This window comes from Streptomyces sp. NPDC007025 (assembly GCF_042869455.1).
GTDB lineage: Bacteria > Actinomycetota > Actinomycetes > Streptomycetales > Streptomycetaceae > Streptomyces.
In genome coordinates, this window is the sequence record NZ_JBIAFT010000004.1 from 46,964 (window position 1) to 71,000 (window position 24,037).

Genomic DNA, 24,037 nt, shown 5'->3' on the forward strand with positions numbered 1-24,037 from the left:
CCCGGGAACCGAACGGAACCGGGAGGGATGTGCTCAGGAGCAGCGCGCCCTGGTCAGGACACGCCGATGGTCAAGGGTACCCCATACGGACCTGGAGGTCCGACCGCGTCCCCCGCCCGCCGCGGGCGGGGAGAGCCTGGCCCTCCCCGCCCGGTACGGGTCATTCCTCGGAGGCGGAGGCGGAGACCGAGGCCCCGCCTTCCTGCTCGGCCGCGGCCGTCTTCCTGGTGGCCGTCTTCTTGGCGGTCTTCTTCGCGGTCTTCTTCGCCGCCGCCTTGCCGGCCGCCTTCTCCGCCGACTTGGCGGGCTTCTCGGCCGCCTTGTCCGCCTTGTCCGCCGACTTGGCCGCCGTCTTGGCCGCCGTCTTCTTCGCGGCGGTCTTCTTGGCCGCCGCCTTCTTCGCCGGGGCCTTCTTGACCGCCTTCTTCGCGGCGGTCTTCTTCGCCGGAGCCGCGGCCTCCTCCTCCGGGGCGGTGGCGGTGACCGTGCGGGTCACCCGCCGCCGCGGGCGAACCGGAGCCGCATCCGTGACGACCTCGCCGGCCGCCGGCACGGGCTCGGCGGCAGCGGCCGGCGCGGCCGCCTCGTCCGCCGCGACGACCAGCACGGCGGCAGTGTCGTCACCCGTGCGCGGCGCACCGGCGGGCGCGCTCGCCTTGCGCGTCGCCCGGCGGCGGGGCCGGGCCGCGGGCTCCGGTGCCGCTTCCGCAGCGGCGGCCGCCGCTGCGGGCTCGGCCGCGACCGCGGGCTCCGCCGACGCCGGAGCGGGCCCGGCCGCGGCGGGCCGGGCTTCCGGCTCCGGTGCGGCCGGCTCGACCACCTCGGCGGCCCGGGAGGCCTCGCCGCCGGTCCGGGGCGCACCCGCGGGGGCGCTCGCCTTCCGGCTGCCGCGCCGCCGCGAACGTCCTCCGCGTGCCGCGGCCGCGGCGGCCTCCGCCTCGGCAGCGCTGCTGAAGAGCTCCTCGTCCGGCACGAACTCGACCGGTACCGGCGCGGTGACATCGGCCGCCTCGGCAGCCGCCTCGGAGGGCTCCACCGCGGCGGCCGCCGGAGCGGTGGCGGGCGAGGGCTCGGGCTGCGCCTCCGCGGCCTGCCGGTCGCCGGTCTTCGGCTCCGACTTGCCTTCCGCCTTGGCCTCGGCCTTGCTGTCGCCCTTCTTGCCCTTCTTGCCCTTCTTGCCGCCGCCACCGGCGGCCACGGCCTGGTCCAGGTGCACGATGACGCCGCGCCCGTTGCAGTGCACGCACTGCTCGGAGAACGACTCCAGCAGCCCCTGGCCGACCCGCTTGCGGGTCATCTGCACCAGGCCCAGCGAGGTGACCTCCGCCACCTGGTGCTTGGTGCGGTCCCGGCCCAGGCACTCCAGCAGCCGGCGCAGCACCAGATCGCGATTGGACTCCAGGACCATGTCGATGAAGTCGATCACGATGATGCCGCCGAGGTCGCGCAGCCGCAGCTGGCGCACGATCTCCTCGGCCGCCTCCAGGTTGTTCCTGGTGACCGTCTCCTCCAGGTTTCCGCCCTGGCCGGTGAACTTCCCGGTGTTGACGTCGACGACGATCATCGCCTCGGTCCGGTCGATCACCAGCGAGCCGCCGCTGGGCAGCCACACCTTGCGGTCCAGCGCCTTGGCGAGCTGCTCGTCGATGCGGTACGTGGCGAAGACGTCCACGTCCGACGTCCACTTCTGCAGCCGGTCGCTGAGATCGGGAGCCACGTGCGAGACATAGCCGTGGATGGTCTCCCACGCCTCGGCGCCGCTGACGGTGACCTTGGAGAAGTCCTCGTTGAAGATGTCGCGCACCACGCGGACGGTCATGTCCGGCTCGCCGTAGAGCAGCGTGGGCGCGTTGCCCTTCTGGGACTTCTTCCGGATCTCCTCCCACTGGGCCTGCAGCCGCTCGACGTCGCGGCGCAGCTCGTCCTCGCTGGCGCCCTCGGCCGCCGTGCGCACGATCACACCGGCACCCTCGGGGACGACCCGCTTGAGGATCTGCTTGAGCCGCGAGCGCTCCGTGTCGGGGAGCTTGCGGCTGATGCCCGTCATGGAGCCCTCGGGCACATAGACCAGGTAGCGGCCCGGCAGCGAGACCTGGCTGGTCAGCCGCGCACCCTTGTGGCCGATCGGGTCCTTGGTGACCTGCACCAGCACCGACTGGCCCGACTTGAGCGCGGTCTCGATCCGGCGCGGGCCGTTCGCCATGCCCAGCGCCTCGAAGTTGACCTCGCCCGCGTACAGCACGGCGTTGCGGCCCTTGCCGATGTCGACGAACGCGGCCTCCATCGACGGCAGCACGTTCTGCACCTTGCCGAGGTAGACATTGCCGACGTACGAGGTCGACTGCTCCTTGTTGACGAAGTGCTCGACCAGCACGTCGTCCTCGAGGACGGCGATCTGGGTACGCTCCCCGCTCTGCCGGACGACCATCTCCCGCTTGACGGCCTCGCGACGGGCCAGGAACTCCGCCTCGGTGATGATCGGCACCCGGCGGCGGCCCTGCTCGCGGCCCTCGCGACGGCGCTGCTTCTTGGCCTCCAGCCGGGTGGAGCCCTTGATGGCCTGCACCTCGTCGGCCGGCTCGTCCTTCTTCTTGCGCGGCTCGCGGACCTTGACGACGGTGCGCTCGGGGTCGTCCTGAGTGGTGGGCTCGTTCCCGGAACCGTCCGCGTCACCGGACCGGCGGCGGCGTCGGCGACGGCGGCGCGAGCTGCTGCTGGAGCCGCCCGAGGAGGCGGCCTCGGCCTCCTCGCCTTCGGCGTCCTCGGCAGCATCCGCTCCGGCCGGCTCGGCCGCCGCGGACTCCTCCGCGGACCCGGAGCGGTCATCCCGCTCCTCGCCCTCGGCGCCCTCGGCCTGCTCCGCGCCCTCGCCGCGGCGCCGACGGCGACCACCCCTGCGGCGGCGGCGCGCGGGGCGCTCCTCGCCCCGGGCGCCCTCCTGCTCCTCGCCCTCGGCACTCTCCGAACCCTCGGACTGCTCGTCGGCGGTGTCGCGGTCCTGCTCGTCCCGGGCGGCGGGCTGCTGCTCACCGGAGTCCGCGCGGCGGCGCCGACGCCGGGTGGGCTGCGTCTCCTCCCGGTCCGCGCCCTCGTCCTCCGGCTCCTCCTGCGACCGGGCCTCCGCGCGGCGCTCCGCCTCGGCCGCCGCGGCGGCGGACTGCGGAGTCTGGAAGGCGGGCTCGGTGAAGACGGGCGGCTGGAACATCGCCACCGGCGGCGCGGCCCGCTTCCGGCGGCCGGCGCGGGCCTCGGACTTCCCGGCGGCCTCGGACTTCTCCGCGGCCTCGGACTTCCCGCCGGCGGCCGGCTTCCCGTCGGCCTGCGGCGCGGCGGACTCCTCCTGCACCTCGGCGGCCTTGGCCGCCTTGCCCTTCCGGCTCGTCCTGGCCGGCTTGCCGCCCTCGGCCGCCCCGGCGGTGTCGGCGGGGCTCTGCTCCGCCTCGGCGGCGGGCGCGGAACCGGCCCGCGTCGCCCGGCGCCGGGTACGCGCGGCGGGCGCGGGCTCGGCCGGGGGCTCGGCGGCGGTGTCGGCAGCGGCCTCCGCGGGCGTCCCGGTCTGCGACTCGGCCCCGGACTCGGCGGCCGCGGTCTTGCGGGTGCCCGCGCGGCGGCGGCTGCGCGGCTTGGACTCGGCGGCTTCCGACCCGGCCGCACCGGAGTCGTCTGCTCCCGCGCTCCGTGCGGGCGCTGCGGACTCCGCGGTCCCGGTGCTCTCCGCGGACTCGGCGGCTGCCGTCGTCTCCCGGCTGCTCCGGCGGCGGGCCGTCGCGGGCTTCTCCTGCTCGGCCGCCTCGGCGCCTTCGGCCGCCCGGCGGCTGGTGGCGCGGCGGCGGGTACGGGGCTTCGGCTCCTCGGCGTCAGCGCTCGCCCCGGCGGCGGCCGCGGGCTCGGCTTCGGCTCCGGCTGCCGGAGCGGGCGAACCGGCGGGCGCGGTGGCCTTGCGGGTGGCCCGGCGGCGGCCGGCGGCCTTCGGCGGTTCGGTGCCGACCTCGACAGTGCCGCCAGCGACCTCCGGCTGCGCGGCGGGGGCGGTCTGCTCTGCGGCCTCCGGCTGCGCGGCGGGCTCGGCCGGGGCCGGTGCTCCGGCGGGCGCGGTGGCCTTGCGGGTGGCGCGGCGGCGCGGCCGGGCGGCCGGGGCCGGGGGGTCCCCGGAGTCGTCCCGGGACCCGGCGTCCTGCGAACCGTCGGCGGCACTGTCCCGCACGGGCGACGGCCGGTCACCGGCGTCGCCGGCGTCCGCGGCGGGCGGCCCCGCGGGGCGGCTGGCGGCACGCCGACGGCGCGGCGGCAGTGTGTCGCTCGGGGTGCTGAGGGCGCCACCGGCGGTCTCGGGGGCCCCGGCGGTTCCACCGCCGACGGTGCTGCCGCGGTCGGCGGCCGAACCGCCGGAGGGACCGGCGGCACCGGGGACGGTGGCCTCGGAGGCTTCCGCGGAGGCGGCGGCTCCGGCTGTGGGCGCCGCCGATTCGTTGGATTCAGTTGGTTCAAGCATGCGGGCGGTTCTCCCGTCACGCTCCCGGGCGCCGCGCTCGTGGGGTCCGGGGCGGCTCACCCTTGGGGTGGGCCGCTCTCCGGGGCGCGGGCGCCGCACGGGAGCTGTTCGTGTCACTCGCCGGTTCCGGCCCTTGTCCGGCCCGGCTACGGCGAAAGTCTGCTGGTCTGTGCGTTCGCCTGCCGTACGGCGGCCCGGGTGGCTCCCTGGCGTGCGTCGTCGGCGGCGGCGCGGCTTCGGCGGCTGCCCTACGCGGTGCCGCCCGGCACCGTCGCGGCGCTGGAAACCCCTGAGCCGATGGGCCCCGGAAGCGCGTCGCGGTCAGGTGCGAACGGGTCGGTCACCGTGCCGGTCTCCTCATCGAGCGGCCCCTGCGCCAGCCTGGTCACCGCTGCGGGGACCGGCGGCGCCAGGTCGGCCGTAGCGCGGAGACCGGACAGGACGTCGTCGGGTCGTACGGCAGGTGTCACGTGTCGTACTACCAGGCGCAGTATCGCACAGGCCCCCTCGCCCGGCCTATCGGTGCCGGTGGCGATGTCAGCCCCGGCGGGCCGCGCGGTGGCGGTCAGCGAGCGGACGGCGGCCCGGGCGTCGAAGGAGCGGACGCCCTTCTTGGTCTGCCGCTGCACCTCGACGGTCCCCGCGGCCAGAAAGGCCGCCACCGCCCGCTGCGCCTGCGCCGGGGAGACGCCGTCGAGCCGGATCTCCCACACAGAGGCCTGGAGCCGGTCGCTGAAGTCGGAGCCGTGCGCCTCGACCACGTCGACGAGGTCGAGGCCGTCGGGCATGCACGCGTCGAGCTGGGCGCGCAGCTCCTCGGGGTCACGGTGCCGGACGAGGCCGATCTCCAGGTACTCCGCCTCGCTGCCGGTGCCGGTGGGGGCGGCGTTCGCGTAGCTGACCTTGGGATGCGGGGTGAAACCGGCGGAGTACGCCATGGGTACCTCGGCGCGGCGCAGGGCCCGCTCGAAGGCGCGCTGGAAGTCGCGGTGGCTGGTGAACCGAAGGCGGCCCCGCTTCGTGTAGCGCAGGCGGAGGCGCTGCACAGCAGGTGCGGGCGGCGGGCCTTCGGGCTGTCGCTTGCCCAGTGGTTCTCTCCTCGGTGCCGGGCGTCGCGCGAGGCGCGGCCGCCCTCGTCTGACGGATGTGTCCTGTGCGTCGTGTACGGAGGCGGAAGTCCGCACGCACCGCCGCGGTGGCGCCCCCGGGTGGCGGGGCCGTCGCCCGCGGCCGCCGGGCACGTCCGGCGGGCCGGGCCCGGGGTTTCGTCCGGGCCGCCGGCCCCCGAGGCCCGGGTCCGTGCGGATGATCCTGCCGCCCAGGGTACGCGGCTGCCCCGCGGCGAGGGCCGCCGCTCAGTCGAACGCGGCCTCCCGGGCGGGTGCAGCGGGCCCTGCCCGCTACGGACGGCGGACGCACCGAGTCCCCGGCCCGCCCGGGCGGGGCGGAGCGGAGCAGGGCTACTGCACCACGGTCAGCGGCAGCAGCTTCTTGCCCGTCGGGCCGATCTGGATCTCCGTGTCCATCTGAGGACACACTCCACAATCGAAGCAGGGGTCCCAGCGGCAGTCCGGGACCTCGGTCTCGTCGAGGGCGTCCTGCCAGTCCTCCCAGAGCCAGTCCTTGTCCAGGCCGGAGTCGAGGTGGTCCCAGGGGAGCACCTCCTCGTAGGAGCGCTCGCGGGTGGTGTACCAGTCGACGTCGACGTCCGCGTCGCGCAGCGCCTCGGCGGCCGACTCCATCCACAGGTCGTAGGAGAAGTACTCACGCCAGCCGTCGAACCGGCCGCCGCGCTCGTAGACCTCGCGGATCACCGCGCCGAGGCGGCGGTCGCCGCGGGAGAGCAGGCCCTCGACGATGCCGGGCTTGCCGTCGTGGTAGCGGAAGCCGATGGAGCGGCCGTACTTCTTGTCCGCGCGGATCGCGTCGCGCAGCTTTGCCAGCCGCGCGTCGGTCTCCTCGGGCGAGAGCTGCGGTGCCCACTGGAAGGGGGTGTGCGGCTTGGGGACGAAGCCGCCGATGGAGACGGTGCAGCGGATGTCGTTGGAGCCGGCGACCTCGCGGCCCTTGGCGATGACGCGGGTGGCCATGTCGGCGATCTGCAGGACGTCCTCGTCGGTCTCGGTGGGCAGCCCGCACATGAAGTAGAGCTTCACCTGGCGCCAGCCGTTGCCGTAGGCGGTGGCGACGGTGCGGATCAGGTCCTCCTCGGAGACCATCTTGTTGATGACCTTGCGGATGCGCTCGCTGCCGCCCTCGGGGGCGAAGGTGAGGCCGGAGCGGCGGCCGTTGCGGGTCAGCTCGTTGGCCAGGTCGATGTTGAAGGCGTCCACCCGGGTGGAGGGCAGGGACAGACCGACCTTGTCCTCCTCGTAGCGGTCGGCGAGGCCCTTGGCGACGTCGCCGATCTCGCTGTGGTCGGCGGAGGAGAGGGAGAGCAGCCCCACCTCCTCGAATCCGGTGTTCTTCAGGCCCTTGTCGACCATCTCGCCGATGCCGGTGATGGAGCGCTCCCGGACCGGGCGGGTGATCATGCCCGCCTGGCAGAAGCGGCAGCCGCGGGTGCAGCCGCGGAAGATCTCCACCGACATCCGCTCGTGGACGGTCTCGGCGAGCGGGACCAGCGGCTGCTTGGGGTAGGGCCACTCGTCCAGGTCCATCACGGTGTGCTTGCTCACCCGCCACGGGACGCCGGAGCGGTTCGGCACGACGCGGGAGATCCGGCCGTCGACCAGATACTCGACGTCGTAGAAGCGCGGCACGTACACGCCGCCGGTCTTCGCGAGCCGCAGCAGCAGCTCGTCCCGGCCGCCGGGGCGCCCCTCGGCCTTCCAGGCCCGGATGATCTCGGTGACCTCCAGCACGGCCTGCTCACCGTCACCGATCACCGCGACGTCCAGGAAGTCGGCGACGGGCTCCGGGTTGAACGCGGCGTGACCGCCCGCCATCACGATCGGGTGGTCCTCGGTGCGGTCCCGGGCGTGGAGCGGGACGCCGGAGAGGTCGAGGGCGGTGAGCAGGTTGGTGTAGCCCAGCTCGGTGGAGAAGGAGACGCCGAGCACGTCGAAGGCGCCGACCGGGCGGTGCGCGTCGACGGTGAACTGCGGGACGTCGTGCTCCCGCATCAGCTTCTCCAGGTCCGGCCAGACGCTGTAGGTGCGCTCGGCCAGCACGCCCTCGCGTTCGTTGAGCACCTCGTAGAGGATCATGACGCCCTGGTTGGGCAGACCGACCTCGTAGGCGTCCGGGTACATCAGCGCCCAGCGGACGTCCGTCGCGTCCCAGTCCTTGACGGTGGAGTTCAGCTCACCGCCCACGTACTGGATCGGCTTCTGGACGTGCGGGAGGAGGGCCTCTAGCTGAGGGAAGACCGACTCGACGGGCATCTGGGGCGCGCTTTCGTACGGAGGACAGGGCCAGTCGTCCAGAGTAACGGTTGGCCCGGGCCGTCCGGATGGCCGTGCGCCCGCGCCGCTGTGCGCGGCCCTCGGGAGGGGCGGAGCACAGCGGTGCGGGCGGGGTTGCGGCGCGCAGCAGGGCTGCGGCTATGCCGCTATCGGGCGTTGGGTGCGGATCGACTGCAGCAGTCCGACGGCGATCCAGACCGCGAACATGGAGGTGCCGCCGTAGGAGACGAACGGCAGCGGCAGGCCGGCCACCGGCATGATGCCGAGCGTCATGCCGATGTTCTCGAACGCCTGGAAGGCGAACCAGGCGATCACGCCCGCCGCGACGATGGTGCTGTAGAGCTCGGACGACTCCCGGGCGATCCGGCAGGCGCGCCAGATGAGCACACCCAGCAGCACGAGGATCAGCCCGCCGCCCACGAAGCCGAGTTCCTCGCCCGCGACGGTGAAGACGAAGTCCGTCTGCTGCTCGGGGACGAACTGGCCCGTGGTCTGGGTGCCCTCGAAGAGGCCCTTGCCGGTGAGGCCGCCGGAACCGATGGCGATGCGGGCCTGGTTGGTGTTGTAGCCGACGCCCGCCGGGTCGAGTGCCGGATTGGCGAACGCGGCGAACCGGTTGATCTGGTACTCGTCCAGCAGGCCGAGCGTCCACACCAGCACCGCTCCCCCGGCTCCGGCCAGGCACAGTCCGATGACCCAGCGGTTGGAGGCGCCGGAGGCGAGCAGGACGGCGAGCACGATGACGACGAGCACCATCACCGAGCCGAGGTCCGGCATGGCCAGGATGACCGCGATGGGCAGGGCTGCCATGCCGAGCGCGTGCAGCACGGTGCGGTGGTCGGGGTGGTCCTGGTCGCCCGCGTCGACCTTGGCGGCCAGCAGCATGGCCATCCCGAGGATCACCGTGATCTTGATGAACTCGGCGGGCTGGACGGTGAAGCCGCCGCCGAGGTTCAGCCAGGCGCGCGATCCGTTGATGGTGGCACCGAGCGGGGTGAGGACGCAGAGCGCGAGCAGCACGGTGAGGCCGTAGAGCACGGGGACGGCGCTGCGGAGTCTGCGGTGGCCGAGCCAGACGGTGCCGATCATCAGTGCGATGCCGATGCCCAGGCTGATGACGTGCCGGACCAGGAAGTACCGCGGGTCGCCCTGGTTGAGTTCGGTGCGGTTGCGGGTGGCGGAGTAGACCAGCAGCGATCCGATGATCGCGAGGGCGACCCCGGAGAGCAGGATGACCCAGTCCATCCGCCACACGACGGAGTCCCGTGCGGTCAGCCGGTCCCAGGCCGAGCGGCGGCGCGGTCCGTAGCCGCCGAGTGCGAACGTCCGGCTGGTCATGGGCGGTCACCTCCGGCGGACTCGCGGGTTGCGCCGGCCTGCTGGGCGCCGTCCCGGCGGCGCTGCTGCTGCTCGCCCTCGTTGCGTGCGGCCTCGCCCTCGCGCCGGGTCTCGGGGGTCTCGCCGGGCGGTGCGGTGGAGGGGCCCTGACCGGACGGCGAGGCGGAGGGGCTCTTGGAGGGGTCGTCGGCGGACCGCTTGTCGCGCTGGGCGACGATGGCGCCGTCCTTGTCGATCTTCGGCAGCTTGGTCTGCGGCTTGGGCAGCAGGGCCTTCTTCTTGTCGATGCCGCCGTCGGAGCCGACGCCGTACATGGCGTTGTAGATCTCGCGTACGGCGGGGCCGGAGGCGCCGGAGCCGGTGCCGCCCTGGGAGATGGTCATGACGACGGTGAAGTCGTCGGTGTAGGTGGCCAGCCAGGAGGTGGTCTGCTTGCCCGCGACCTCGGCGGTACCGGTCTTGGCCCGGATCTTGATCTTGTTCTGCGGCCAGCCGGCCTCGCCGAACCGCCAGGCCGCCGTGCCGTGGGTGGCCACGCCCTGGAGGCCCTTGTCGATCTTGCGGAGGGTCCTGCCGTTCACCGGCAGCTTGCCGTGCGCATGCGGCTCGATCTCCTTGACGGACTTGCCGTCGGGGCTGACGACGGCCTTGCCGATGGTGGGGTCGTTCAGGGTGCCGCCGTTGCCGAGCGCCGCGTAGATCGTGGCCATCTGGATCGGGGTGACCAGGGTGTCGCCCTGGCCGATGGAGTAGTTGACGCTGTCACCGGCCCGCATCTTCATGCCGGAGACGCAGTTCTCCTTGGCGATCTTCTCGGCGTAGCTGGGGTCGTCGCCGGCGTTGTCGGCCTGCTTGCACCAGGCGTCCTTGTTGGCCTTCCAGTAGTCCTTCTTCCACTGGCGGTCCGGGATGCGGCCCTCGACCTCGTTGGGGATGTCGATGCCGGTCTTGTCGCCGAGGCCGAACTGGTGGGCGGTCTTGTAGAACCAGTCCTTCGCGCCCTTCTTGGGCAGGTTCCCGCCGTCCTTCTTCCACTCCTTGTAGGCGAGGCGGTAGAAGACGGTGTCGCAGGAGACCTCCAGCGCCCGGCCGAGGTTGATGCCGCCGAAGCTCTCCGACTCGAAGTTCTTGAAGACCTGGCCGCCCACCTCGAAGTCCGAGGAGCAGTTGTAGCGGCCGTCGAACGGGTAGCCGGCCTTGACGGCCGCGGAGGTGGAGATGACCTTGAAGATGGAGCCCGGCGCCGCCAGGCCCTGGATCCCGCGGTTGAGCAGCGGGTAGTTGGACTTCTTCCCGGTGAGCTTCGCGTACTCCTTGCCGGAGATGCCGCCGACCCAGGCGTTGGGGTCGTACTCGGGGTTGGAGGCCATGGAGACCACCCGCCCCGTCTTGTTCTCCATCACCACGACGGCGCCCGCGTCGGCCTTGTAGTTGCGGCCGGTATTCTTGTCGAATTTCTTGCGGGCGTCCTTCATCGCCTTGTCGAGCTGCTTCTCGGCAACAGCCTGGAGCCGCGAGTCGATGGAGGTGATCAGATTCGAGCCGGGGCGGGCCTTGTCCCGGTCGGCCTCACCCATCACGCGTCCGAGGTTGTCCACCTCGTAGCGGGTGACACCCGAGGAGCCGCGCAATTCGCTGTCGTAGGACCGCTCCAGGCCGTTGCGGCCCACCTCGTCGGAGGCCAGGAACGGCGAGTCGGTGTCCTTGGCCTTCTCGATCTCGTCGTCGGTGACGGGCGAGAGGTAGCCGAGCACCTGCGAGGTGTTGGCGCCGTGCGGGGCCGGGTAGCGCCGGACGGCCTCCGGCTCGGCGGTGATGCCGGGGAAGTCCTCGGAGCGCTCCCGGATCTGCAGGGCCTGCTTGGGCTCGGCGTCGTCGGTGACCGGGATCGGCTGGTAGGGGGAGCCGTTCCAGCACGGCTGCGGGGTCTCCGCGTTGCAGAGCCGCACCTTCTCCCTGACCGTCCTGGGCGACATGTCCAGGACCTTGGCGAGCCGTTCCAGGACGGCCTTGCCGTCGTCGTCCTGCTTCATCAGCTCGGTGCGGGAGGCCGAGACCACCAGGCGGGTCTCGTTGTCGGCGATGGGTACGCCCCGCGCGTCCAGGATCGAGCCGCGGGTGGCGGGTTCGACGACCTGCTGGACGTGGTTGCCCTTGGCCTCCTTCTGGTATTCGTCGCCGTTGCGGATCTGGAGGTACCACAGTCGGCCGCCCAGCGTCAGCAGCAGCGACAGCACCAGGATCTGGATGGCGACCAGCCGGATGGTGACGCGGGAGGAGCGGCCGGTCTCGGGAATGTTGGTCACGGCGCGCAACGCCTCCTCGAAGGGCGGTGGTCGGGCCGGTGGTCGTGGCCGGCGGGCGGGGGGCGGAGAAGGGTGCGGGCGCGCCTCACAGCCGCTTGACCCCCTTGATCTTCCCGGCCTTGCCGCGGCCGCTGAGGCTCACGGCCTTGTTGCGCGAGGTCCGCTTTCCGGTCTTGAGCCCCTTGCCGCCCTTGCCGAACACGCTGCCGCTGCCGCTCTTGCCGAACACCCCGCCACCGAGCCGGGCGTCCAGGCTCCCGCCGGAGGTGAGCCAGCCGTAGGCGCGCATCCCGCCGTCCGCGCTGCCGCCGCCGGGTTCGGCCCCGATCGGGTCCTTCTCGCCGCGCCGCGCCAGGGACATGATCAGCGGGACCACGAACGGCGCCAGCAGCAGGTCGTAGAGGGTGGCGGTGAGCAACAGTCCGCCGAGTCCGTCGGGGCGGGCCACGGTGTCCCCGACCAGGGCGCCGACCCCGGCGTACAGCAGGGTGGAGCCGATGGCGGCGGAGGCGACGACGAGCATCGGCACGGTGGCCGAGCGGTGCTGCCCGCCCTCCGGCTTGGTCAGCCCGGCGGCGTAGCCGATCAGGCAGAGCACCAGCGCGTAGCGGCCCACCGCGTGATCGGCGGGTGGGGCGATGTCGGCCAGCAGCCCGGCGGCGAAGCCCACCAGGGCGCCGGCGGTGTGGCCGTAGACCAGTGCGAGGCCCAGGACGACGAGCAGCAGCAGATCGGGCACGGCGCCGGGAAGCTGGAGTCTGGCCAGCACGGTGACCTGCAGCATCAGGGCGACGACCACGAGAGCGGCCGAGAGCAGCATCCGGTTGAGGAGGTGCACGGGGATCAGCTCCTGGGCGAGGAGGTGGCGCCGGGCGTCTTGGTGACGGTCACGGTGGGGGCGGGCTTGGGCTTCGGGGGTTTCTTGGACTTGAGGACCTCGTCACGCGGGTCCTTGCGCGGCGGCTTGACGACGATGCCGACCACGTCCAGTCGGGTGAAGCCCACGTAGGGCCGCACCCGTACCGTCCGGGTGAGGTCGCCCTGGTGCCGGTTGACCTTGGTGACCTCGCCGACCGGGACGCCGGGGACGAACGGCTTGTCGTCGCTGGAGCCGAAGGTGACCAGCCGGTCGCCCTTCTTCACCTTGGCCTTGCCGTTCAGGAGCTGGACGGACAGCGCGTCGCCGCCGCGCCCGGTGGCGAAGCCCAGCTCGTTGCTCTTCTCCAACCGGGTGCCGACGGTGAAGTCGGGGTCGTTGGCCAGCAGCACGGTGGAGCTGGAGGGCCCGACGGTGGTCAGCCGGCCGACCAGTCCGTCGCCGTTCAGCACGGTCATGTCGCGGCGCAGCCCGTCCTCGCGGCCCGCGTCGATGGTGACGGTCCAGGAGAACCCCTGGGCCGCGCCGATCGCGACGACCTGGGCGCCCTTGACACCGTAGCCGCCCGCTCCGGCGGTCTTGAGCAGCTTGTCCAGTTCCTTGGCCCGGGCCCGGTTGCGGTCGCTGGAGCCGAGCTTCTGCCGCAGCGCCGCGTTCTCCTGCTCCAGCCGGCTGAGTCTGTCGTGGCGGGCACCCGAGTCGCGGACGGCGGCGACGGCGTTGCCGACGGGGTCGACGGCCGAGGCCATACCGTTCTCTACCGGGCCAAGGACGGAGGCGGCGGACCGCCGCGCTCCGTCGAGCGGAGACTGCTCGCCCCCTCTGAGGTCCACCGTGATCAGTGCGAACGCGATGGCAATCAGCAGGACGAGCAGCAGCCGGCTTTCTCGTGTGTCCCTCACGTGCGGCGGCCGTGCCTTTCTGTGGGGCAGCCCCGCCTGGGCGGGGTGCATGGCGGGGGCCGCCACTGCGTTCGAACGACCCGCCGCGTGAACGGTCAGTTGTTGCGCACCGGCGCGCGCTCGGGGCTCAGCGGCGCGGCTGCGCGTCGAGCACCTGCTGGAGGGCCTCGAACTCCTCGACGCACTTGCCGGAGCCGAGCGCGACCGAGTCCAGCGGGTCCTCGGCGATGTGGATGGGCATCCCCGTCTCCCGGCGGAGCCGCTCGTCCAGACCGCGCAGCAGCGCGCCACCGCCGGTGAGCACGATGCCGCGGTCCATCACGTCGCCGGACAGCTCCGGCGGGCACTTGTCGAGGGTGGTCTTGACCGCATCGACGATCGCGTTGACCGGCTCCTCGATGGCCCTGCGGACCTCGGTCGCGGAGATCACCACGGTCTTGGGGAGCCCGCTGACCAGGTCGCGGCCGCGGATCTCGGTGTGCTCGTCCTTGTCGAGGTCGTGCGCCGAGCCGATGGTGATCTTGATGCTCTCGGCGGTGCGTTCGCCGAGGAGGAGACTGTACTCCTTCTTGATGTGCTGGATGATCGCGTTGTCGAGCTCGTCACCCGCCACCCGGATGGACTGCGCGGTGACGATGCCGCCCAGCGAGATCACGGCGACCTCGGTGGTGCCGCCGCCGATGTCCACCACCATGTTGCCGGTCGCCTCGTGGACGGGCAGCCCGGAGCCGATCGCCGCGGCCATCGGCTCCTCGATGATGTGCACCTGGCGGGCACCCGCCTGGGTGGACGCCTCGATGACGGCGCGGCGCTCGACTCCGGTGATACCGGAGGGCACGCACACCACCACGCGGGGCCGGGCGAGATAGCGCCGCTTGTGGATCTTCAGAATGAAGTAGCGGAGCATCCGCTCGGTGATCTCGAAGTCGGCGATCACGCCGTCCTTCAGGGGCCTGACGGCCACGATGTTGCCAGGGGTGCGGCCGATCATCTTCTTCGCCTCGGCGCCGACCGCGAGGATTCCGCCGGTGTTGGTGTTGATCGCGACGACGGACGGCTCGTTGAGGACGATCCCGCGACCCCTGACGTACACCAGCGTGTTGGCGGTCCCGAGGTCGACAGCCATATCACGGCCGATGAACGACATATTGGTTCCCATGGATGCGTCTGGCCTTCCAAGTGGGGCGATGTGGTGTGCGGCTACGGAAGGATGTGGAGTACCTCGCCGGCATGCTCGAAACGCGAGGCTTCCATCGTAGACGCGGTTGCTCGAACACGTGGAGACGGTTCCTCCGCCATTGTCGGCGGAAGTCCGAACGGCCACCGTAATGGTGACGTCGTGTCGGAGCCGAGCCCCGGTCCATTCCGCCTCAGGCGGTCGATTCGGCGGCGGGCGAGGCCCGGCTCAGGAGAATCGGGGGAAGAAGATCTTCATCTCCCGCGCGGCCGACTCCTCCGAGTCCGAGGCGTGGATGAGATTCTCCCGCACAATGGTGCCGAAATCTCCGCGCACCGACCCGGCGGGGGCCGCGATCGGGTCCGTCGGCCCGGCCAGCGCCCGCACTCCCTCGATCACCCGTTCGCCCTCGACGACCGCGACGACGGACGGGCCGGAGGCCATGAACTCCATCAGCGGCTGGTAGAACGGGCGGCCCTCGTGCTCGGCGTAGTGCTGCTCCAGCGCGGCCCGCTCCAGCGTACGCAGCTCCATGGCCGCGATCGTCCACCCCGCCTTGCGCTCGATACGGCCGATGATCTCGCCCACCAGACCGCGTGCGACGGCATCGGGCTTGAGGATGACGAGGGTGCGCTGGGTCATGCGTGCGGCTCCTTGGCTGCGGTCGTACGGTGAGCAGAGGCTACCTGCGGCCCGCGGCCGCTCCGACGCCGGGGAGCACTTTTCCGCCGCCCGGGTGGCACCCGCCGCCTCGGCGGGTGCCACCCGCGCCTCAGCCGGCGGGCTCGGCCTCGCCCGTCGCCGCGGCCGCTGCCGCGAAGCGCGCCTTCGCCTCGTCGACCTTCCGGCCGAAGTGCACCGAAGCCCACCAGAGTCCGGCGAAACAGGCGCTCAGGAAGAACATCGCGGGGACCACGAACCCGCTGGCCACCAGGGCGATCTGGAGCGCCCAGCCGAGCTGGACGCCACCCGGACGGGTGAGGACGCCGCACAGCAGCAGACACAGCACCATGGCGATCCCGCTGACCGTCCAGACGGTGGCCGCCGAAAGCTCACTCGTCTGCATCGCGACCAATCCGGCGAAACCGATGACGAAGAACTCGCCGATCAGCGTGGACGCGCACAGCGTTCGCATTCAGCGCCCCCCGCCGAGCAGCAGCCGGGCCTCGCCGACCGTGATGACCGAGCCGGTGACCAGCACCCCGGCCCCGGCGTACTCGCCCTCCTCCTCGGCGAGGGTGACCGCCTCCTCCAGCGCCGCGTCCAGCCGCGGCTCCACCTGGACCCGCTCGTCGCCGAAGACCTCCACGGCGAGCGCGGCGAGCTCGTCCACGTCCATCGAACGGTGGCTGGAGTTCCGGGTGACGACGATCTCCGCGAAGATCGGTTCGAACGCCTCCAGCAGTCCGCGCACGTCCTTGTCGGCGCTGGGGGCCACGACTCCGACGAGCCGGCTGAAGTCGAACGCCTCGCTGACGGCCTCGGCCGTGGCGAGGGCCCCGCCCGGGTTGTGCGCCGCGTCCAGCAGCACCGGGGGGCTGTTGCGCACCAGCTCCAGGCGGCCGGGCGAGGAGACCGCGGCGAACGCCTCGCGGACCACGTCGATGTCGAGGGTGCGGGCCTGCTGCTGGCCGATGCCGAAGAACGCCTCCACGGCGGCCAGCGCCACGCACGCGTTGTGCGCCATGTGCGCGCCGTGCAGCGGGAGGAAGATGTCCGGGTACTCCCCGCCCAGGCCGCGCAGCGTGAGCTGCTGGCCGCCGACGGCGAGCTGCCGGGAGACCACGCCGAACTCCATGCCTTCGCGGGCGACGGTGGCGTCCACCTCCACGGCCTTCTTCAGCACGACGGAGGCCGCCTCCACCGGCTGCTGGGCGAGCACCACGGTGGCGTCCGGCTTGACGATCCCGGACTTCTCCTGAGCTATCCGCTCGGGCGTGTCGCCGAGCCGGTCGGTGTGGTCGAGGGAGATGGGGGTGATGACGGCGACACCCGCGTCGATGACGTTGGTCGCGTCCCAGGTGCCGCCCATGCCGACCTCGACGACGGCCACGTCCACCGGCGCGTCGGCGAACGCGGCGTAGGCCATCGCGGTGAGGACCTCGAAGAAGGAGAGCCGGTAGTCCTGCTGCGCGTCCACCATCTCGACGTACGGCTTGACGTCCTCGTAGGTCTCGATGAAGCGCTCGGCCGAGAGCGGCGCGCCGTCGACGCTGATGCGCTCGGTGATCGACTGCACGTGCGGGGAGCTGTAGCGCCCCGTCCGCAGCTCGAAGGTGCCCAGCAGGGCCTCGATCATGCGCGCCGTGGTGGTCTTGCCGTTGGTGCCGGTGATGTGGATGGAGGGGTAGGAGCGCTGCGGCTCGCCCAGCACGTCGACCAGCGCGGCGATGCGCTGCACCGAGGGGTCCAGCTTGGTCTCGCCCCAGCGGGTCGCCAGCTCCTCCTCCACCGCCCGCAGGGCCCGGTCCACCTCGGGGTCCTCGGGCCGGGCGGGCACCGGCTCCGGCTGCGGGGGCCCGGCCTGGGCCCGCAGGGTGCGGCTGCCCGCCTCGATCACCGCCAGATCGGGATCGCGGTCGGTCTCTTCCCCGACGATCTCCTCGAAGGAGGCGGGCCGCGGCTCGTGCGGCTCGGACTCGTGGGGCTCGGGTTCGTGCGGCCGGGGCTCGTCGGGCTGGGGCTCGTCGCTCACGCGACCAGTCTACGTAAGGGTTCGGCGGCGGACGGGGGTGCGTTCGGACAGACCGGACGACCCCCCACCAGGTGGCACAATGTGCCATTCGGGCATACTGCGCTGCTGCGCCCGTGCTCGACACCTGACCCGAACCCTGCTCGCCCTCCGGCGGAACCTCCCCGGCCGGACAGTGCGCGATCGGATGCCGCACGGACGCACGCACGGCGGTGCGGAACCGGCCCGGGCCGGTTCCGCACCGCCGGTCACGCGGACGCGCCTGCCGTGCGGCCGGTCAACCGAGCCGGTCCAGCTGCTGCCGCAGCCGGTCGATGTCGGCCTCGGCGGCGGCCTTGCGGCCCCGGATCTTCTCCACCACCTGGTCCGGCGCCTTGGCCAGGAACGCCTCGTTGCCGAGTTTCGCGCCGGTCTGCGCCAGCTCCTTCTCGGCAGCCGCCAGGTCCTTGGCCAGCCGCTTGCGTTCGGCCGCCACATCGATCGCGCCGGAGAGGTCGAGGCTGACCGTCGCGCCCGCGACCGGCAGCGAGGCCGTGGCCTGGAACCCTTCCCCCGCGGGCTGGAGCCGCAGGAGCTGGCGGATGGCGTCCTCGTGGGCCACCAGCGGGGTGCCCTGCACCGCCAGGTCGGCGGGAACCTTCTGGCCCGGCTGGAGGCCCTGGTCGGCGCGGAAGCGGCGGACCTCGGTCACCGCCTGCTGGACGGTGGCGATCTCCCGCTCCGCCTCCGCGTCGCGGAACCCCGAGTCCTGCGGCCAGGGCGCGACGACCACGGACTCGCCGCCCGTCAGCGTCGTCCACAGGGTCTCGGTGACGAACGGGACGACGGGGTGCAGCAGCCGCAGGGTCACGTCCAGCACCTCGCCCAGCACGCGGCGCGAGACCTCGGCGGGCCTGCCGCCCTTGGCGAAGGTGGTCTTGGACAGCTCGACGTACCAGTCGAAGACCTCGTCCCAGGCGAAGTGCCGCAGCGCGTCGGAGAGCTTGGCGAACTGGTAGTCGTCGTAGTAGCCGTCGACCTCGGCCAGCACCTCGTTCAGCCGGGAGAGGATCCAGCGGTCGGTGGCCGCCAGTTCCCCGGTCTGCGGCAGCGGCCCCTCGACGGTGGCCCCGTTCATCAGCGCGAAGCGGGTGGCGTTCCAGATCTTGTTGGCGAAGTTGCGGGACGCCTTGACCCAGTCCTCGCCGATCGGCACGTCCGTGCCGGGATTGGCGCCCGAGGCGAGGGTGAAGCGCAGCGCGTCGGAGCCGTAGGCGTCCATCCAGTCCAGCGGGTCGACGACGTTGCCGAAGGACTTCGACATCTTCTTGCCGTGCTCGTCGCGGACGAGGCCGGTCAGCGCGATGGTGTGGAAGGGCGGCTCCTCCATCACATACGTGCCGAACATCATCATCCGGGCCACCCAGAAGAAGATGATGTCGTAGCCGGTCACCAGGACGTCGGTGGCGTAGAACGTCTCCAGGTCGGGCGTCCGGTCCGGCCAGCCGAGCGTGGAGAACGGCCACAGCCCGGAGGAGAACCAGGTGTCCAGCACGTCCGGGTCCTGGTGCCAGCCCTCGCCGGCGGGCGGCTCCTCGTCCGGGCCGACACAGACGACCTCGCCGTCGGGGCCGTACCAGACCGGGATGCGGTGCCCCCACCACAGCTGGCGCGAAATCGTCCAGTCGTGCATGTTGTCGACCCAGTCGAAGTACCGGGAGGACATCTCGGCCGGGTGGATCCGCACCCGGCCGTCGCGGACGGCGTCGCCGGCGGACTGCGCGAGCGGGGCGACCTTGACCCACCACTGCATGGACAGCCGCGGCTCGATCGTCGTCTTGCAGCGGGAGCAGTGCCCGACGCTGTGCACGTAGGGGCGCTTCTCCTCCAGCACCCGGCCCTGCTCGCGCAGCGCGGCCACGATCGCCGAGCGCGCCTCGAAGCGGTCCAGGCCCTGGAAGGGGCCGTGCGCGGTGATGACACCGCGCTCGTCCATCACCGTGAGCATCGGCAGCCCGTGCCGGCGGCCGATCTCGAAGTCGTTCGGGTCGTGCGCCGGCGTCACCTTGACCTGCCCGGTGCCGAACTCCGGGTCGACGTGGCCGTCCGCGACGACGGGGATGGTCCGGTCGGTCAGCGGCAGCTTGATCTGCTTGCCGATCAGGTGCTGGTAGCGCTCGTCGTCGGGGTGGACGGCGATCGCGGTGTCGCCGAGCATTGTCTCGGCGCGGGTGGTGGCGACGACGACGGTCTCCTCGCCCTCGCCGTACTGGAGCTGGACCAGCTCCCCGTCGTCCTCCTGGTACTCCACCTCGATGTCGGAGATGGCCGTCAGGCAGCGCGGGCACCAGTTGATGATCCGCTCGGCGCGGTAGATCAGCCCGTCGTCGTACATCTTCTTGAAGACGGTCTGGACGGCGCGCGAGAGGCCCTCGTCCATGGTGAAGCGCTCGCGGGACCAGTCGACGCCGTCGCCGAGGCGCCGCATCTGGCCGAGGATCCGGCCGCCGTACTCCTCCTTCCACCGCCACACCCGCTCGACGAACGCCTCCCGGCCGAGGTCCTGGCGGGACTTGCCCTCCTCGCCGAGCTGCTGCTCGACCTTGTTCTGGGTGGCGATGCCCGCGTGGTCCATACCGGGCAGCCACAGCGCCTCGTAGCCCTGCATCCGCTTGCGGCGGGTGAGCGCGTCCATGAGGGTGTGCTGGAAGGCGTGCCCGAGGTGCAGGGAGCCGGTGACGTTCGGGGGCGGGATGACGATCGTGTAGGGCGGCTTGCCGCTCTTGGCGTCGGCCTCGAAGTAGCCCCGCTCCACCCAGCGCTCGTACAGCTTCCCCTCCACCTCGGCCGGCGCGTACTGGGTCGGCAGATCTGCGGGGGCGGCGCTGTTCGGCCCGTCGGCTGCCGGGCTCTGCTGAGTGTTGTCGGTCACGACCGCCAGTGTACGGGCGTGCGTGCCCCGCCCTCGAACCGGTTCGCGGACCGGTGACGCACGCCCCGGCGGCATCCGTCACTATGTGCGGAGCGCATTCGACCACTTGTCCACGGAGGGGAAGCGCCGCTCATGAGCAACCAGCAACCCGGCCCCTACGGCCAACAGCCAGGACAGCCCGGGCCGTACGACCAGCAGCCGGGTCCGTACGGGCAGCCGCCGCAGCAGGGCGGCCCCAACCCGTACGGCGGCGCCCCCGGGCAGCCCGGTTACGGCTACCCGCAACAGCCGCCGCCACAGCAGCCGCCCGGACCGCCGCCACAGGGCTACGGCTTCCCGCAGCAGGGCGCGCCGGGGCAGCCGGGCCAGGCCGCCCCCTATGGCCAGCCGGGGCCCTACGGCCAGCCCGACCCCTACGGCCAGCAGGGCCCCTACAGCCAGCCCGGGCCGCCGATGCCGCCGCAGGGCGGCGGCGGCAAGGGCAAGACAATCGGCATCGTGGTCGGCGCGCTGGTGCTGGTGGCGGCCGTGATAGGCGGCGTCATCCTGTTCACCGGCACGGACGACGACGAGGGCGGCGGCAAGGGCGGCGGCGCCGCGGTGGCCGACGACGGCAAGAAGTACAAGCTCATCACCCCGGCGACGGTGGCGGGCGAGTTCGACAAGAAGCCCGGCTCGGAGAACAGCTCCTCGAACGGCTTCAGCGACTCCGACAAGGACAAGTTCGAGCAGTTCGGCGTCAAGGACCCCAAGAACGTCTCCGCCAGCTATGAGAGCGGCACCGGCATCGACGCGAAGAAGCTCAGCTTCGGCGGTGTCTACGGCAGCATCGAGAACCCGGAGGCCGTCGTCGACGCGGCGCTGCTGATGGTCGCCAAGGAGGCCAAGGAGGACCCCGGCACCAGCGGCGGCGGCAAGGCCGAACTCGACGGCGAGCCGCAGGAGGTCCACCCCGGCGGCCTGGGCGACGACGCGGTGATGAAGTGCCAGAAGGTGAAGTACAGCGCACCGCCCGGAAGCTCCTCGGGGGTCGACAGCTTCACCATGCCGTTCTGCATGTGGGGCGACCACAGCACCATCGGTTTCGTGGTGACCGCTTCGGCGGCCGACGCGATCAGCGGCAAGGGCACCTCGGTCACCGAGGCCGGCGAGACCACCGCCAAGGTCCGCGAGGACGTCCGCGTGCCGATCTCCTAGCAGCACGCGCAGCGGCGCGGAGCGAGCGGCGGCGTCCGGGTGGTTTCCCGGACGCCGCCGCTGCGTGCCGGGGCCTTCCGTGACATGTCCGGATGATTCGCCGGTCGTTCTTCACGATTGCGTTCCCGGGCGGCCCCGATTCGGCGCCCGGTGCGGCGCTCTCGTCGTGCATCCGTCAAGATGTCGTAGCGCGTTCAAGCACATCCACGGAGGGGAAGCGCCGCCATGAGCCAGAACCAGCCGGGTCCCTACGGGCAGGGACCCTACGGACAGCAGCCGCAGCAGCCGCAGCAGCCGCAGCAGCCCGGTTACGGGTACCCGCAGCAGCCGCCGCAGCAGCAGCCCGGCTACGGCTACCCCCAGCAGGGCCAGCCCCAGCAGCAGCCCGGCTACGGCTATCCGCAGCAGGGCCAGCCGCAGGGCGGCGCACCGTACGGCCAGCCGGGCCAGCCGCAGGGCGGCGCTCCCTACGGGCAGCCCGGCCAGCCGGGGATGCCCGGACAGCCGCATCCGGGCATGCCGATGCCGCCGCAGGGCGGCGGGGGCAAGGGCAAGACCATCGGCATCGTGGTGGGCGCGCTGGTCGTCGTGGGCGCCATCATCGGCGGCCTGTTCATGTTCGGGGTGATCGGGGGCGGCGCCTACAAGCTCGACGCGCCGCAGTCCATAGGCGAGTACCAGCGCAAGGGCGAGCCCGACACCGGCAAGGGCGGCCAGGTCAAGGTCGGCACCAGTGGGGACAAGAAGCAGGACATCCCCGGGATGGACCCCGAGGGCCACATCAGCGCGCAGTACACCGCCGGTGAGAAGAGGCTGAACTTCAGCGGCGCCTACGGCACCCTGGACGACCCCGAGAAGGGCGTGGACTGGCTGCTGGGCCAGCTCGAGAAGACCACCGGCGGTTCGGCGAAGGCCGCGGGCGAGCCGAAGAAGGTGAGCCCCTCCGGGTTCGACGGCGACCTCATGAAGTGCCAGGAGTACAAGGTCATCAGCACCAGCATGACCGTGTGCGCCTGGGCGGACGACAGCACCATCGCCATCGTGACCGCCACCAACGGCAGCGGCCCCGCCTCCGCCGACGAGACCGCCGAACTGACCGCGAAGGTCTACGACGCGGCCCGTGTCAAGAAGTGAGCCGAACATGAGCGGACCGCTGTCGGCCCGGCGGAGCTCGCGCGGGTCACGCGTACGCGTCGAGGACCAGATGACCGTGCCGGAGTAGTGGCTCGGCCGGCCGGAGTGCCGATCGACGGCCGGCGTTCCACCCACGCGAAGGCCCGCCCCGGATCCGGGGCGGGCCTTCGCGTGGTACGAGGAGAGGGGCGGACTGCCGGTGCCGGGCCCGCGAGGGCCGTCGCGCTCCGCCGCGGTCAGGCGCTCTTCTCGTGGCGCTGCTGGTCGCCGTTGCCGCGGGCGCGCGGCACCAGGGTCGGGTTCACATTGGAGTGCACGACCTCCTCGGTGATCACGACGCGCTCGACGTCCTTGCGCGAGGGCACCTCGTACATCACCGACTGGAGGACCTCCTCCATGATGGCGCGCAGTCCGCGGGCCCCGGTGCCGCGCAGGATGGCCTGGTCGGCGATGGCCTCCAGGGCCGGGCGGTCGAAGTCCAGCTCGACACCGTCGAGTTCGAAGAGCCGCTGGTACTGCTTGACGAGCGCGTTCCTGGGCTCCATGAGGATCTGGAGCAGGGCCTCCCGGTCGAGGTTGTGCACCGAGGTGATGACCGGCAGCCGGCCGATGAACTCCGGGATCATCCCGAACTTCACCAGGTCCTCCGGCATGACCTCCTCGAACTGGTTGGTCGCCTCGATCTCCCGCTTGGAGCGGATGTCGGCACCGAAGCCGATGCCCTTGGCGCCCGCCCGGGACTCGATGATCTTCTCCAGCCCGGCGAAGGCACCGCCCACGATGAACAGCACGTTCGTCGTGTCGATCTGGATGAACTCCTGGTGCGGGTGCTTGCGGCCGCCCTGCGGCGGCACCGAGGCCGTGGTGCCCTCCAGGATCTTCAGCAGCGCCTGCTGCACACCTTCGCCCGAGACGTCCCGGGTGATCGAGGGGTTCTCGCTCTTGCGGGCCACCTTGTCGATCTCGTCGATGTAGATGATCCCGGTCTCGGCCTTCTTGACGTCGTAGTCGGCCGCCTGAATGAGCTTCAGCAGGATGTTCTCGACGTCCTCGCCGACGTAGCCCGCCTCCGTCAGCGCCGTCGCGTCGGCGATGGCGAAGGGGACGTTCAGCATCCGCGCGAGGGTCTGGGCCAGCAGTGTCTTGCCGGAACCGGTGGGGCCCAGCAGCAGGATGTTGGACTTCGACAGCTCGATGCCGTCGTCCCTGCCCTGGCCGTTCTCGCCCGCCTGCACCCGCTTGTAGTGGTTGTAGACGGCCACCGAGAGGGCCTTCTTGGCGGCCTCCTGGCCGACGACGTAGCCCTCCAGGAACTCGTAGATCTCCCGGGGCTTGGGCAGCTCGTCCCACCGGACTTCGGAGGACTCGGCGAGTTCCTCCTCAATGATCTCGTTGCAGAGATCGATGCACTCGTCGCAGATGTACACACCTGGACCCGCGATGAGCTTCTTCACCTGCTTCTGGCTCTTGCCGCAGAACGAGCACTTGAGCAGATCGCCGCCATCACCGATGCGTGCCACGAGGAGCTTCCCCTTCGCCTGGGATCCGTCAGGGATACGGACCGAGGTACGTGCTCTTCGACGGTACCTTGCCGGACCGCCGGA

Annotated in this window: 15 protein-coding genes; 2 read left to right on the forward strand and 13 right to left on the reverse strand. The window is 71.9% G+C overall.

Annotated elements, in window-relative coordinates:
• Nucleotides 1–160 precede the first annotated feature (160 nt).
• From ACFYMO_RS09045 to ACFYMO_RS09100, 12 genes are all read right to left on the reverse strand, one after another.
• Nucleotides 161–4,492 carry an Rne/Rng family ribonuclease gene (locus ACFYMO_RS09045; protein ID WP_388545300.1) on the reverse strand — a complete coding sequence of 1,444 codons (4,332 nt, stop codon included), beginning with the start codon at nucleotides 4,490–4,492 and terminating at the stop codon, nucleotides 161–163.
• A gap of 248 nt (nucleotides 4,493–4,740) precedes the next feature.
• Nucleotides 4,741–5,538, reverse strand: a complete 798-nt coding sequence (locus ACFYMO_RS09050) for a TIGR03936 family radical SAM-associated protein (RefSeq protein WP_366774491.1) — start codon at nucleotides 5,536–5,538, stop codon at nucleotides 4,741–4,743.
• 414 nt (nucleotides 5,539–5,952) lie between these two features.
• Nucleotides 5,953–7,878 (reverse strand): TIGR03960 family B12-binding radical SAM protein, encoded by a 1,926-nt coding sequence (locus ACFYMO_RS09055; protein ID WP_388545303.1) that lies wholly within the window; start codon nucleotides 7,876–7,878, stop codon nucleotides 5,953–5,955.
• A 159-nt stretch (nucleotides 7,879–8,037) separates the two neighbouring features.
• Nucleotides 8,038–9,237, reverse strand: a complete 1,200-nt coding sequence (gene rodA, locus ACFYMO_RS09060) for a rod shape-determining protein RodA (RefSeq protein WP_366774489.1) — start codon at nucleotides 9,235–9,237, stop codon at nucleotides 8,038–8,040.
• Nucleotides 9,234–11,543, reverse strand: coding sequence for a penicillin-binding protein 2 (gene mrdA, locus ACFYMO_RS09065; protein ID WP_388545306.1), 2,310 nt, complete (start codon nucleotides 11,541–11,543; stop codon nucleotides 9,234–9,236). The genes rodA and mrdA overlap by 4 nt, the downstream gene beginning before the upstream one ends.
• 85 nt (nucleotides 11,544–11,628) lie before the next feature.
• On the reverse strand, nucleotides 11,629–12,363 hold the full coding sequence (gene mreD, locus ACFYMO_RS09070) for a rod shape-determining protein MreD (protein WP_366774509.1): 735 nt from the start codon (nucleotides 12,361–12,363) through the stop codon (nucleotides 11,629–11,631).
• Nucleotides 12,364–12,386: 23 nt separating this feature from the next.
• Complete coding sequence (gene mreC, locus ACFYMO_RS09075) at nucleotides 12,387–13,322, reverse strand: rod shape-determining protein MreC (RefSeq protein WP_366774487.1); 936 nt, start codon at nucleotides 13,320–13,322, stop codon at nucleotides 12,387–12,389.
• A gap of 127 nt (nucleotides 13,323–13,449) precedes the next feature.
• Nucleotides 13,450–14,469 carry a rod shape-determining protein gene (locus tag ACFYMO_RS09080; protein ID WP_366774508.1) on the reverse strand — a complete coding sequence of 340 codons (1,020 nt, stop codon included), beginning with the start codon at nucleotides 14,467–14,469 and terminating at the stop codon, nucleotides 13,450–13,452.
• A gap of 258 nt (nucleotides 14,470–14,727) precedes the next feature.
• Nucleotides 14,728–15,141 carry a nucleoside-diphosphate kinase gene (ndk, locus tag ACFYMO_RS09085; RefSeq protein WP_019358134.1) on the reverse strand — a complete coding sequence of 138 codons (414 nt, stop codon included), beginning with the start codon at nucleotides 15,139–15,141 and terminating at the stop codon, nucleotides 14,728–14,730.
• 130 nt (nucleotides 15,142–15,271) lie between these two features.
• Nucleotides 15,272–15,634: a DUF4233 domain-containing protein gene (locus ACFYMO_RS09090; RefSeq protein ID WP_388545309.1), complete on the reverse strand. Its 363-nt coding sequence runs from the start codon at nucleotides 15,632–15,634 to the stop codon at nucleotides 15,272–15,274.
• A complete protein-coding gene (locus ACFYMO_RS09095) occupies nucleotides 15,635–17,194 on the reverse strand; it encodes a folylpolyglutamate synthase/dihydrofolate synthase family protein (protein WP_366774485.1) in 1,560 nt (519 codons plus the stop codon).
• A gap of 274 nt (nucleotides 17,195–17,468) precedes the next feature.
• Complete coding sequence (locus tag ACFYMO_RS09100) at nucleotides 17,469–20,102, reverse strand: valine--tRNA ligase (RefSeq protein ID WP_366769888.1); 2,634 nt, start codon at nucleotides 20,100–20,102, stop codon at nucleotides 17,469–17,471.
• A 132-nt stretch (nucleotides 20,103–20,234) separates the two neighbouring features.
• On the opposite strand from ACFYMO_RS09100, the gene ACFYMO_RS09105 reads away from it, so the two are divergent.
• On the forward strand, nucleotides 20,235–21,299 hold the full coding sequence (locus ACFYMO_RS09105) for a hypothetical protein (protein ID WP_366769887.1): 1,065 nt from the start codon (nucleotides 20,235–20,237) through the stop codon (nucleotides 21,297–21,299).
• Nucleotides 21,300–21,524: 225 nt separating this feature from the next.
• Nucleotides 21,525–22,433: a hypothetical protein gene (locus tag ACFYMO_RS09110; RefSeq protein WP_388545314.1), complete on the forward strand. Its 909-nt coding sequence runs from the start codon at nucleotides 21,525–21,527 to the stop codon at nucleotides 22,431–22,433.
• Between the two features lie 236 nt (nucleotides 22,434–22,669).
• Here the strand turns inward: ACFYMO_RS09110 and clpX are convergent, their stop codons facing one another.
• Nucleotides 22,670–23,953: an ATP-dependent Clp protease ATP-binding subunit ClpX gene (gene clpX / locus ACFYMO_RS09115; protein WP_019358128.1), complete on the reverse strand. Its 1,284-nt coding sequence runs from the start codon at nucleotides 23,951–23,953 to the stop codon at nucleotides 22,670–22,672.
• Nucleotides 23,954–24,037: the final 84 nt, after the last annotated feature.

What these genes read in the sequence shown, in the direction of transcription:
- ACFYMO_RS09045 (WP_388545300.1), bottom strand. Translation starts at nt 4,492, where the DNA reads ATGCTTGAACCAACTGAATCCAACGAATCGGCGGCGCCCACAGCCGGA.
- ACFYMO_RS09055 (WP_388545303.1), bottom strand. Translation starts at nt 7,878, where the DNA reads ATGCCCGTCGAGTCGGTCTTCCCTCAGCTAGAGGCCCTCCTCCCGCAC.
- rodA (WP_366774489.1), bottom strand. Translation starts at nt 9,237, where the DNA reads ATGACCAGCCGGACGTTCGCACTCGGCGGCTACGGACCGCGCCGCCGC.
- mreD (WP_366774509.1), bottom strand. Translation starts at nt 12,363, where the DNA reads ATGCTGCTCTCGGCCGCTCTCGTGGTCGTCGCCCTGATGCTGCAGGTC.
- ACFYMO_RS09080 (WP_366774508.1), bottom strand. Translation starts at nt 14,469, where the DNA reads ATGTCGTTCATCGGCCGTGATATGGCTGTCGACCTCGGGACCGCCAAC.
- ndk (WP_019358134.1), bottom strand. Translation starts at nt 15,141, where the DNA reads ATGACCCAGCGCACCCTCGTCATCCTCAAGCCCGATGCCGTCGCACGC.
- ACFYMO_RS09090 (WP_388545309.1), bottom strand. Translation starts at nt 15,634, where the DNA reads ATGCGAACGCTGTGCGCGTCCACGCTGATCGGCGAGTTCTTCGTCATC.
- ACFYMO_RS09105 (WP_366769887.1), top strand. Translation starts at nt 20,235, where the DNA reads ATGAGCAACCAGCAACCCGGCCCCTACGGCCAACAGCCAGGACAGCCC.
- ACFYMO_RS09110 (WP_388545314.1), top strand. Translation starts at nt 21,525, where the DNA reads ATGAGCCAGAACCAGCCGGGTCCCTACGGGCAGGGACCCTACGGACAG.